8 protein-coding genes are annotated in these 11,976 nt (G+C 56.6%); 4 read left to right on the top strand and 4 right to left on the bottom strand.

The annotated features are described in order from the left end of the window. Positions 1 to 1,497: DUF1549 domain-containing protein (locus VGE80_RS04285; protein WP_440591791.1), on the bottom strand; the 1,497-nt coding region annotated here is incomplete at its 3' end. Between the two features lie 167 nt (positions 1,498 to 1,664). Between VGE80_RS04285 and VGE80_RS04280 the strand changes: the two genes are divergently transcribed. Further along, the gene (locus tag VGE80_RS04280; protein ID WP_440591792.1) at positions 1,665 to 2,591 is read left to right on the top strand and encodes a peptidyl-alpha-hydroxyglycine alpha-amidating lyase family protein; all 927 of its coding nucleotides are present in this window, start codon (positions 1,665 to 1,667) and stop codon (positions 2,589 to 2,591) included. Between the two features lie 134 nt (positions 2,592 to 2,725). Here the strand turns inward: VGE80_RS04280 and VGE80_RS04275 are convergent, their stop codons facing one another. Then, positions 2,726 to 4,672 carry a hypothetical protein gene (locus tag VGE80_RS04275; RefSeq protein WP_440591790.1) on the bottom strand — a complete coding sequence of 649 codons (1,947 nt, stop codon included), beginning with the start codon at positions 4,670 to 4,672 and terminating at the stop codon, positions 2,726 to 2,728. Between the two features lie 428 nt (positions 4,673 to 5,100). Between VGE80_RS04275 and VGE80_RS04270 the strand changes: the two genes are divergently transcribed. After that, positions 5,101 to 6,399: an O-acetylhomoserine aminocarboxypropyltransferase/cysteine synthase family protein gene (locus VGE80_RS04270; RefSeq protein WP_440591789.1), complete on the top strand. Its 1,299-nt coding sequence runs from the start codon at positions 5,101 to 5,103 to the stop codon at positions 6,397 to 6,399. Positions 6,400 to 6,540: 141 nt separating this feature from the next. Here the strand turns inward: VGE80_RS04270 and bioA are convergent, their stop codons facing one another. Continuing rightward, positions 6,541 to 7,896 carry an adenosylmethionine--8-amino-7-oxononanoate transaminase gene (gene bioA / locus VGE80_RS04265; protein WP_440591788.1) on the bottom strand — a complete coding sequence of 452 codons (1,356 nt, stop codon included), beginning with the start codon at positions 7,894 to 7,896 and terminating at the stop codon, positions 6,541 to 6,543. Positions 7,897 to 8,000: 104 nt separating this feature from the next. Then, a complete protein-coding gene (locus tag VGE80_RS04260) occupies positions 8,001 to 10,118 on the bottom strand; it encodes a Gfo/Idh/MocA family oxidoreductase (protein ID WP_440591787.1) in 2,118 nt (705 codons plus the stop codon). A 296-nt stretch (positions 10,119 to 10,414) separates the two neighbouring features. Here VGE80_RS04260 and VGE80_RS04255 point away from each other — a divergent pair, with 296 nt between their 5' ends. Further along, positions 10,415 to 11,146, top strand: coding sequence for an RraA family protein (locus tag VGE80_RS04255; protein WP_373651164.1), 732 nt, complete (start codon positions 10,415 to 10,417; stop codon positions 11,144 to 11,146). 63 nt (positions 11,147 to 11,209) lie between these two features. Next, on the top strand, positions 11,210 to 11,976 hold a 767-nt coding region (locus tag VGE80_RS04250), incomplete at its 3' end, for a TAXI family TRAP transporter solute-binding subunit (RefSeq protein WP_440591786.1).

Raw genomic sequence — 11,976 nt, 5'->3', positions numbered from 1 at the left:
CATTTGCACGAAGCGTTCGTGCTGCTGGTCGGTCAGCCATTGCGACAGGTGAAGCAGTGGATGGTCGGCGGCTGGCAACTGTTCCTGGCTGCCGAGAAACTTTGCGTCGCGTGACCGGTTGGTGCGGGGATCTTTGGCTTCCCCTTTTTCGCTCAGATACACGATCTGCTCGCCGTCAAACTCATGCTGATCGTTGGAATCTCGACGGCGGTTCTCCAGAATCTTGTAGTTCACGCGTGAGAAAACGCTGCCCCAACTGTAGTAATCATCTTGAGTCCACTGGTCGAATGGATGATTGTGGCACTTGGAGCACTGAAGCCGGACCCCCAAAAATAATTGACCGACCGCTTCAGATCGTTCAAACGGGGTCCGCAGGGCTCGATAGAAGTTGGCGGGGGGAACCTCGTAAGTACTGCCTTGGGCGGCCACAATCTCGCGTACAAGTTGATCGAGTGGCTTGTGCGTTGCGAAGGACTCCCGCAGCCACGAATAGAAATTTTCGACCCCTTTTCGATCGAGCGTTTTCTCTTCAATTCTGAGCAGATCGGACCACTTGAGAGCCCACCAGTCGGAAAATTCGGGCCGCTCGAGGAGTGAATCAATCAGGACGGCGCGCTTGTTCTCTGTCGTGTTGTCAACAAATCGTTGAGCTTCCTGGGCCGTGGGCGGAATCCCGAGAAGATCCAAGGTGACTCGCCGAATGAATGTCGCATCATCGCAAACGGGCGACGGGCTGATCTTGAGCTGCTTCAGTTTGTCGAAGACTTGAACATCAATAAAGTTCGCAGGGTCGGGACCGGTCCAGACGAAGTCAGGTCGATCGGGCAGAAACGCGATCCTGACGATCGACTGAAGATCCAGATACCGAACGATGACGGTGACTTCACCTGCAGCGTGACCTGTGACCAGCCCCTCTCGTGAGACATCAGCAATCGGCTGCGACAGTTCATAGACGGCAAGTGACGAAACATCCTTTGCTGATCCGTCAGAAAATTCGGCGATGACTTCAATCTGCTGCTGCCAGCCCGGCGATGAGGACGTTCGTTGTTCGGGAAGAAAGACCGATTCGGGGAGGACGCGAAGTCGCAGTAACTGTGGCGTTTGACGGGTGTCTCGCGGCATCCCCGCCGCAATCCAGTTTCGCAGGATCTGGTATTCCTGCGACTCTGTCGAAAACCGTTTCCCTCCTTCGTGGGCCATCTGCATGGTCGGTTTCAGCAGCATGAGGCTTTGATCGGGATCGAGGGAATTCACGCGACGGCCGAAGAGTTCCCGCGTAAGAACCTCGAAGTCGGCATCCGGGTCCTGACCCCGTAAGGAAATCTGGAATCCCCCCTTGCCACGAGCGTTGCCGTGACACGTCCCGAGATTACAGCCCGCCTTGGAAAGAACGGCCATGACATCATTCCGAAACGAGACTTCTGCCGCACCGGTCGAAGCGGCATAACAGAAGAACCCGATCCAAGCGAGCAGGCGCAGTGTGAATCGCTTTTTCACTCGTCTGTCCATTCGTGGTACGATGAATGTCCAAGGCCACCTTTAGAACGTTGATTCTATGATGGTGGAGTGGTGATCGAAAGTCCGAACCAGACCGGTGACCGCCTCCACCGGAGATGACGTGTCAACTGCTGCTACTCACCCGAGGATCGACCCCTGTGCGCTGTATGACTGCTCCTCCGATTGTCGTCGCATTCCTGTTCTGCATCGGGATTGCAGGATTCGCTGTGGCTGACGATCAGGAACCGGGAAAACTCCCGTTTACACTCGTCCCTCAGCGAAAATTTCTCCAGATCCCCAAAGGACAGCCTGTCGCGCAATGTTCTGCCGTTGCCGTCAATTCCAAAGGAGAACTGTTCCTGTTCCATCGCGGACCGAGACCTGTTCTTTGCTTCGACCCGGAAGGGAAGTTTTTGCGAGGTTGGGGCGATGATGTGATTAAGATCGCTCACGGACTTCGCATCGATTCCGACGACAATGTCTGGATCACGGATGTCGGTTCAAGTCGGGTTTATAAATTCGATTCCCAGGGAAACCCATTGCTGATCCTGGGAACAGGAGTCGCCGGGACGGGCCACAATCAGTTTAACGAGCCGACCGATATTGCGTTCGGTCCCGAGGGTGTGGTCTACATTTCTGATGGTTACGGCAACAGTCGGGTCATGAAGTTTAATCAGAACGGGGAGTTCATCTCGACCTGGGGAACGGCGGGAAAAGACCAGGGCCAGTTCCGGTTGCCTCATTCGATCGTGGTCGACAAAGAACAGCGCGTACTCGTCGGGGACCGAGAGAACAATCGGATTCAGGTTTTTGATACCGACGGCCAGTGGCTCGCCACCTGGAAAGGGTTCGCACCGTACGGAATGGCATTCGATCCCGAAGGTCGATTATTCGTTGCCGATGGACGGGCCTGTCAGGTGCTGCTGCTGGACGACCAGGGGAAAGTGGTCCGACGCTGGGGTCGCGAAGGGAAAAGCACGGGACAGTTCCAGATGCCTCACATGCTGACATTCGATGCGTCAGGGAATCTTTACGTGGCGGAAATTAACGGCAAGCGTTTGCAGAAGTTCATTCGCAATACAGCAGTGAAATGACGATTCATAGCGATACCGGGCCGCCGGTGGTGTGCAGAGAAGTCTCTCGATCCGAGAAGTTCAACATTCTCCGCACACGTCCATTGAACTCGTCCGCTCACGGGCACGAGGGTCTCACGAACTCGCTCAGAGGATCATTGCGATTCGCGGATTTTCCTGTCCGGAGTTCTGTTGCGGCTGAGATATTTCTGCATCTCGCGCGACCAGTACGCGCCGTTGTCGGTGACAATTTTCTGGAATTCGGCGTAGGTGTCCGCGGTGACTCGCAAATTGCAGTTACACATCTCGTCGGTTGATTCCTCGCCGAAGTAGACCGTCTGGGGGGGAATATTGGGATTGGCGGGGTTACCCGACGAATTGTCAAATGCCACTTCAATCTGAATACGTGATCCTGCGGGAAGGTGGACAACCGGGTCGACGACATACGAGTCTTGCCAGTTGAAATCCCATTCTTCGATCTTGAGGAGAGGGACTTCAGCGCCGGAGGGAAGAATGGCTCGAACCAGGTAACTCTTGCCGAGAAGGTGCATGTGGGGTCGAACCTCCAGCACCAGCAGGCTGACGGGAGTCACATATTCTCCCTTAAACCGAACATCGGGTTCATCGGCGGGAATCACCAGATCGACATTTCCGACAATCAGATCTGTGATCATTTGCCTGGCATCGGAGGGGGCGAAGTAGATGCCAATCTCCGTTTGATCAAATTCGGGCTTACCTGAGGGGTGGTAGTGAATCTGGAAAACGACGTCGCCTCCTTTGGGCATCAACCGGCCCATTCCTTTCGGAAAGAAATGCGGCGTGGCCCCAGGATTCCAGCCCCCCAGATATGCGGCTTCGGGCAGGCCATGGCCTCCGAACCGTGTATAGCCTTCCGTCGGATCGGCCTCGTCGAGCGATCTGGCCTGGCCGCTGTTGTCGAGGAACATGTGAGCGTGGTGCACGATGCGGGGGTTGCCCGGATGGACTTCGATGGCTCTGATCAGTCGGTCCTGGTGCAATCCCGTCGGGATCACGAAATGTTTGTAGAGGTCCGGGCCGTCAGCGGGGAGTGCAAATCGGCGCGGCATGCGAATGACCATGTCAGGCTTACCCAACTGCCAGCCCTTGGGAAACGTCGGAACGGGTGGCAGATCATCGTCGTCCCCTTCGGGAGTCTCTGCGTGGTACCACGCTTGAAGGGTTTCGAGCTGTTCCTGAGAAAGTCGGCGTTCGCCAGCAAAGTGGCCGTAATTGGGGGCGGGCTTCCACGGCGGCATCAGCCGTGTATTGACCACTTCGACAATCAACTGGGCGCGGGTGCGGACTTGGTCGTACGTCAGCAGGGGGAACGGAGCGACCTCCCCCTCGCGGTGGCAATTGACACAGTTCGAAAACAGGATCGGTGCCACATCCCGAGTAAACAGGATCGTGCTCGAGGATTCATCCTCGGTCAACGGGGCCAGTGGCTCGCCAGCGGGGTCGGTCTGAGTTACCGCCAGACGTTTTCCGTGTGCAACCGCTTGCAGAGCGTCGACCAGATAGTTCTTTTTTGACGAGCTCTTCTTGCCTGTGGTCGTCGCAGCGTCATCCAGACGTCCCCGGTAGATCAACTTCCCGCCCCGATCGTAGACGAAGGCCTGCTGGGAATGGGTCGCCCCCGTCAGTTTCCGTAGCGATTGGCGGGCATCAAACAGGACCGGAAACTTGGGACGGAATTTGAGAAACTCGTCACGAGCGTGCTTGCGAGTCGCGTTGGGCGCTAAGTAGACGCCGTAGAGTGTGACGTTTTGCTTTCGATACACAGTCGCCAGCTTGTTGAGACGCTGCAGAAGCTCGTGATTCGACGCGGTATCGTGGGTCAGAAAAACGAGACCAATCCCTTTGAGTTCGGCCGAACCTAGCAATTGATGCTGGTGTCCCTCGACATCGTGGGCGCGCAGATCCGCAGGAAGCGTCGTCGTGGGTTTCACTTCTTCCGATGACGGTGTCGCCGATGACGGTGTCTGGCCACCGGGCACGCTTGCCGCTATCGCTGCGAATAGCAGGAAAACGGTTGCCCGCCCGGCGAAGTGCGTCAGAAGTAATGGGTTCGATGTGTTCATCACGATCTGTCGAAATTCACGGGGCTAATTGAGCAGGCCGTGATCAGGGGGCAGGGGGCTGACATCATGACCTCGACCGCAGCGTTTTTTCTCTTCCGGAACCAGGGACCCCGAGTACGTTCAACCACGGGATTCAAGGAGAGGATTCGGACCGTTGAGGACAGTCCTGTCTTACAGAGTAGCTGCTGGCGGACCTGACCGCACGCGTGATTTGATTGAAACCCTTGCCCCAGATTGCCTTGAGGATCAAGTCGCCGCAGGGCCGCAGCAAGTCTGCGGGATGCCACTTCGTCCCTGATTTGTTTTGCATTTTGGCGAATCCGCGGCAGATCGTTCAATGATTGCGAATCGTTCCCGGGACTTCTAGGATTCTGCACATTTCCTGCGGCTTCCGAAATGACTTCTCTTTTTCAGTTGGAAAGACACATATGACAGACAATTTTCAACCCGCCACGCAATGTATTCATGCCGGCCAGGTGCCCGATCCGGCCACGAATTCGCGCGCTGTCCCCATCTATCAGACAACGTCATACACGTTCAATGACACTGATCACGCCGCCAGTTTGTTCGCCCTGCAGGCCTTCGGAAACATCTACACCCGGATCATGAATCCGACTTGCGATGTTCTCGAGAAGCGTCTCGCTGCTCTGGAAGGAGGGGCCGGTGGACTTGCCGTTGCTTCCGGACAGGCCGCCGAATCGCTCGCGATCCTGAACATCACGCAGGCCGGACAGAACATCGTCTCGGCGACCAGTCTCTACGGTGGAACGTACAACCTGTTCCATTACACGTTCCCGAAGTTTGGCATCAAGACGAAGTTCGTCCAGCAGTCTGATCCCGAGAATTTCCGCAAGGCGATCGACGACAAGACGCGCTGCGTGTATCTCGAAACGATCGGTAATCCTCGCGTTGACGTACCTGATTTCGAAGCGATTTCCAAGATCGCTCACGATGCCAGAATTCCTTTGATCGTTGATAACACGCTGGCCTCTCCGATCCTGTGCCAGCCGTTCAAATGGGGTGCCGACGTCGTCGTTCATTCCTGTACGAAATTCATCGGAGGACATGGGACCTCGATTGGCGGAATCATCATCGAGAAGGGGGGATTCCCCTGGGGGAACGGGAAGTTCCCGGAGATGACCGAACCGGACCCCAGCTATCACGGCATGAAATTCTTCGAGACGTTCGGTCCGATGAACCTGGCCTACCTCATCAAGACCCGGACGCAGCTCTTGCGGGACCTCGGTCCGGCGATGAGTCCCTTCAATGCGTTCCAGTTGCTTCAGGGACTGGAAACGCTGCACCTGAGAATGCCTCGTCACAGTGAAAATGCCCTCGCTGTTGCTCAGTTCCTGCAGTCTCATCCCAAGGTGAGCTGGGTGAACTATACGGGACTGGAAGATCATCCTTCCTATTCACTGGGAAAGAAGTACCTCCCCAACGGCTGTGGAGCGATCCTGGGATTTGGAATCAAGGGGGCCACGCCGACTCAGCAGAAAGAGAATGGCATCAAGGTCATCGACCGCGTGAAGTTGTTCAGCCATCTGGCTAACGTCGGTGACAGCAAGTCGCTAATCATTCATCCTCACAGCACGACGCACCAGCAACTGACGCTCGAAGAGCAACTGGCGTCCGGGGTGACACCTGACTTCCTGCGACTGTCGGTCGGAACGGAAGATGTCCAGGACATCATTGCCGACCTGAAGCAGGCACTGGAAGGGGTGTAAGAACGGCTCGCTGGAATATCCGCCAGCGAATCCAGGGGTGATCCACCTGTAACCGGTGGAGGAACCGCAAATAGTAACGGGGAGCGATCGTAAGTTCGCTCCCCGTTCTTGTGTAGTCTGGTGAAGATCAGACGATGCCGGTCAGACACCTTCAGCAATGACTTCAGCGATCGATTCCCGGACGGCCTGACAAATTTCGATGACCAGTTCTGCGGGCATTGCAGGGGCCGGCATCAGGACAATGATATCGGCGATATTTCGCAGGATGACACCCCGGCGTCGACAAGCCAGCGTGACACGATGTCCCACCCGCTGACTGGGTACGAAGGGCTCTTCTCCGTTGGCCAGCTCGATTCCGACCATCGTCCCTTTCACGCGAACTTCTTTGACCTGCGGCAGCTCTTCCAGCGGAGCAAGTTGCTCTTGAAGGATCCGTTCCAGTCGGAATGCATTCGGTAAGACCTTGTGCTCATCAATCAGGCGAAGCGAGGCGAGCGCTGCGGCACAGGCGAGGGGATTCCCGGTATAAGTATGGCCGTGGTAGAACGTTTTGCCCGCCCAGGGATCCCCCAGAAACGCGTCGTACAACTCGTCGGTGACCAGCGTCGCAGCGAGCGGCAGGTAGCCTCCGGTCAATCCTTTTGAAAGAATCAGGAGATCCGGCGACACCGATTCCTGCTCACAGGCAAACAGAGTTCCCGTACGGCCGAACCCGACCGCGATTTCATCGGCAATCAGTAGCGTATCATATTTGTAGGTCAGTTCCCGGACTTTGCTGAGGAAGCCTTCGGCTTGCACTCTGATCCCGGCAGCCGCCTGCACGAGTGGTTCAATCACCACCCCCGCAATTTCACCGGCATGTGTTGAGAGCAGCCGTTCCAGCTCGATCGACCAGTGCTCCAATTGCTGCCGCTCCTGCTGGGGCTGTGTCGGCGTAGCAATTGGGACGCTTGACCAGATGGCCGGGAAGAGGAGTGGGCTGAAGAGATTCTTGAATCGGTCGATTGATCCCAGGCTCATCGTCCCGATGGTGTCACCATGGTATGCACCGTCGAAATAGACGAATTTATCTCGCACCTGTGGTTTGTTCGGACGCTGCTGGAAGTACTGATAGGCCAGTTTCAAAGCAACTTCGACGCCAGCCGCGCCGCAATCAGAAAAGAAGACTTTGCTGAGACCTTCGGGAGTGCGGCTGACGAGTTCCGCCGCCAGTTCAATCGACGGGACATTCGCCAGACCCAGGAGCGTGGAATGTGCGACCCGGTCGAGTTGGACGCGTATCGCCCGGTCGATCGCCTCGACGCGATGACCGTGAATGTTACACCACAAAGACGAGTGCCCGTCGAGATAGCGGCGATCCTCTGTGTCGGTTAAGTAGAATCCTTCTGCCTCGACAATGATCGGTGCCTGTTCGTCCCGATAGGCCGACATTGCTGTGAAGGGATGCCAGACATACTGGTTGTCGGCGATGCGTAACTGATTGGAATCCAAGGTCATTTCCTGGCAAATGAAGTGATGATTTGTTGCCGCCCCCAGGCAGGGGGGCGGCAAACTCCAGTCGGTCGGAAGTTATGGCATCCCAAATCGGTCCGATCGTCGATTCATTGCGCAAGCTTTTTGGCCGCTTCCTGACGAGCCTTTTCCATCACGCTTTCCAGGGTGACGGGTTTGCCATTTTGCCGCTTGCTCTCATCGGCGGCTTCCATGAACGCATAGATTTCCAGCGTTTCTTCGGGCGAAACAGGTGCTTCCCCCGTGTGGAAGAATTTGACAATCGCGATCACCAGCGGGTCATAACCGTCGTACGATCCGACGGCCGCTTCCCCTTTTTCTCCTTGGGCATTTCCCGTGTAGCCGGGTCCCTCGCGATAGATCCCGGTCCGGTCACCCTTCCATTTTCCGGTCACTTCGATCTTGCCATCGGAGTTGACCGAACGGACGACCGATTCACATCCTTTCCCCATCACGGTGAAGAGCGACTCGACCCCGTGAATTCCGTACCAGAAAAGATCGGGGTGAGATGGTTCCAGCGAGGCGGGACTGGTTGTGAAGCAGTGCATGACTTGACCAATCGATCCTGCCCGCACAGCGAGTGAATTCTTGCCGAAACGGAGTGAGGATGAAGAAAATACCGGGACTTTGTACTTCTTCGACGCTTCAAAAATCGCGATCGCATCCGCAAGTGAGCCCGCGATCGGCTTGTCGATGAAGCACGGCTTGCCTGCTTTCAGACAGGGAAGAAGTTGCTCGTAGTGAGGTCGTCCGTCATTCGTTTCCAGCAGCACGACATCAACACGCTTCAACAGTTCTTCGATGGAATCGACGATTTCGATCCCCATCTTTTTGAATTCTTCGGTGTATTCGGGGACCCGCTCGAGACTCGTTTTGATGTCAGGGCTCCCTTTGGGATAGGCCGCCACAACTCGGCAGCCTTCTGCTCCTGCGACGGGCTTACTCGCATTCAACGTCTTGGCGAACGCAGGAGCGTGCGATGTATCAAGACCGATCACCCCGACCCGCAGTGTCTTGGGAGCAGCAGGAGCGTTTTCCGTTTGCAGGGCAGTAGCGGCCTGGATCGGAACTGCCACCTGATCGGCGGCGACGTCGGTCGACGCTGCTGGGTTTGTTGCTGAAGTCGTCCCCGTTGCAGCGACAGATTGAGACAGTCCGATGGTGAGGAAGGCCGTGTTCCACAGCGCGACGGATTTGTCCTGCCCGGCGGTGGCAACCAGACTTCCATTGTGGGAGACCGCGACGGCCGTGATTTTTGCTTCATGTGCATCGAGCGCAACCAGCGGCTCACCTGTTTCGAATTCCCAGATCATCAGTTCGTTCTTTCCCACTGCGCGGCCTCCGCTGACACTCACGGCCGTTTCCCCGTCCGGATGGACGCTCACGGCGTTTGTCGGTCGCGAATGGCCGGCGAAGTAACCGAGAGGTTTGCCACTGGTTAAGTCATACACATTGACGTGCTCATCCACACTGCTTGAGAGTAGAAAGCGTCCATCGGGAGAGAAAGCCACTCCGGTCGCTGCTTTCGAGTGGAGTTCAAAAGTGTGCTTCACTTCTGCGGTGGCGGCGTTCCAGATTTTGACCTGACCAGCCTTGGTGGGGCGTAATTCGTCTCCAGCCGCTGTGGCGACAAGTGTTCCATCCGCAGACCACGCGATGGCGGTTAATGGATATCCATGTCCCCGCAGCTCTTTGGACGTTGGTTCTGGCGTCAGTGTCCAGATCCGTCCGACCTCATCTTCGCAGGCCGTTGCCAGGAACTTGCTGTCGGGAGAAAAGGCGACGCCTGTGACTGAGCCACGATGTCCCTTGAGTTCATGCAGTAAGGCACCCGTCTGGGCGTCGACAAGACCGGCGAACTGATAACCGCCGACGGCGAGGAACTTTCCATCGGCTGAAAAGCTGAGGCTGCGGACTTGCCCGGTCTTGAATTCGAGTGCCCGGCCGAGTGTTTTGTGGCTGACGTCGACCAGTTGAACTCGATTCTTGAGTCCGATGGCCAGCGTCTGATCGTCGGCCGAGAAGGCGACGCTGGTCGCCCAACTGGGAAGCTCGGTGAACCGGGCGGTCTCCTTGACTTCTCCCCCCGTCGGCGAACGATCGGCCCTGCTGAGAATCTTCAGCTCGTCCGGGCGGGCCGCGGCGTGTGCCAGTGAAGTGCAAAACCAGACCAGTCCTAACAGGGTTCTGAACATAGCTCCGTTCATCCAACGCTCCTCAGCCGATCGGGCACCATAAAATTCTCAAGTTCACCACGCACGTCGGACTCGCATCCTCGTCGGGCCATCGCTTTTTGGAGTATCGGGCAATTGTGATGCGTGCGTCAATTGCACGGCAGGTCAGTGCTGCAGTGGGCCGCCTGACGATCAGAATTCGCCCGGCGCAAACTCTCAAAACAGTCCAGTTTGCGTTACCATGCGGTGGCCGTGTCCAAACTGGAGGATTCGGCCGAACGGTTAACGATCTCCTCGAATCGCAGTCATGAGACACGGAAAGGGGCCTGATGTCCGCCCAGGGATTGACAGCAGCACAGCTGGATGAGCTTCGAAAGTTCGATTCACCGACAATCTGCAACGCCGTCGAGTTATGGAACCTGCGACCACGAAATACGGGTTACATGAATTCGTCGATCAAGGCCTGTTTCCCCAGCTTCCCTCCGATGGTGGGATACGCGTTGACGTCCACCTTCCGCAGTATGGCACCCCCGCGCGGCGGTGATGCCTACGGAAGCATCGGTGCTCAACTGGACGCCTTTGCCACATTACCCGGTCCCCCTGTGATCGTCTTTCAAGATCTTGACGAACCCTCTGCGTCAGCCACGTTTGGTGAGGTGATGTGCTCGACCTACAAGCGATTTGGCGCTCAGGGGCTGATTACCTCGGGGACAGGGCGCGATCTGGCACAGGTCGAAGCACTCGGCTTTCCAACATTCACGAACGGGGCCTGCGCCGCGCATGGATACTGTCATATTGTCTCCATTAATGGACCCGTCACAGTCGGGGGAATGGTCATTTACCCAGGGGACCTGCTGCATGGCGATCTGAACGGGGTCACGACGATTCCCGCCGAAATTGCGTCGGAAGTCCCCGAAGTTTGCCAGGAGATTGCCCGGGCCGAAGCCATCGTTCTCGACTATCTCAAGAGCGAGAAGGTGTCCGTGGCGGAATTCAACGTCGCCCGCAAGGCCTGTGGAGACGCGATCAACGCATTGGGCAAACGGCTCCGTGGAGAATGAATACCTGCCCGGGCAGAAGTCGCGGGGTGAGTTTGACCTGATGGAAGTTAGCTGGGAGCCAACGTGACAAGGAACGTTGCAAGGAATCGCTCACCCTTCTCGATCTGGTTAGCGGTGATTTCACTCTGCACGGCGGGGCTGGTGGGGACTTACGTCCTGTTCGTCGAAGCACCACCCCCCCGCCGGATTGTGATTGCAACGGGGGGCAAGGATGGTGCGTATTATCGCTTCGCCCAGCTCTATGCGAACTTGCTGAAGAGTGAGGGGATCACTCTCGAAGTTCGTTCGACGCAGGGCTCGGTCGAGAACCTGAAACTGCTCATGGATGACGATTCCGACGTCCGTGTCGCGTTCGTCCAGACCGGCATCGCCAATTCCGAAGAGTGTGATTCGCTGGAAGCTCTTGCGAGTCTGTATCGCGAACCCCTGTGGATCTTCTACCGCGGAAGCAAGGGAATCGATCGGCTGACGCAGTTAAAGCAGCAGCGGATCGCAATCGGGCCAGAAGGGAGCGGGACGCGCGGAATCGCGTTGCAGTTACTCAAAGCGAATGGTCTGGGCGAAAAGGATGATGAATTCAGTGCGCTGGCGGGGAATTTGGCAGCCGAAGCTCTGGAGCGGGGTGAGATCGATGTCGCCTTTTTCGTGGCGGGTGTCGACGCAAAATACGTTCGAAAACTGCTGCGAGATCCAGAGATTCATCTGGCTGAGCTGACTCATGCCGAAGCGTATGAAAGACAGTTCCGGTTCTTGTCTGCGGTGAAAATCGACGAAGGTCTGCTGGATTTGCAGCAGAACATTCCTTCACACCAGATCGTCCTGATTGCGCC

Origin of the sequence: Schlesneria sp. (assembly GCF_036405755.1) — a bacterium.
Classification (GTDB): Bacteria; Planctomycetota; Planctomycetia; order Planctomycetales; family Planctomycetaceae; genus Schlesneria; species Schlesneria sphaerica.
Note: the sequence above shows the minus strand (reverse complement) of the source record. Positions and strands in the feature narration are given on the sequence as shown.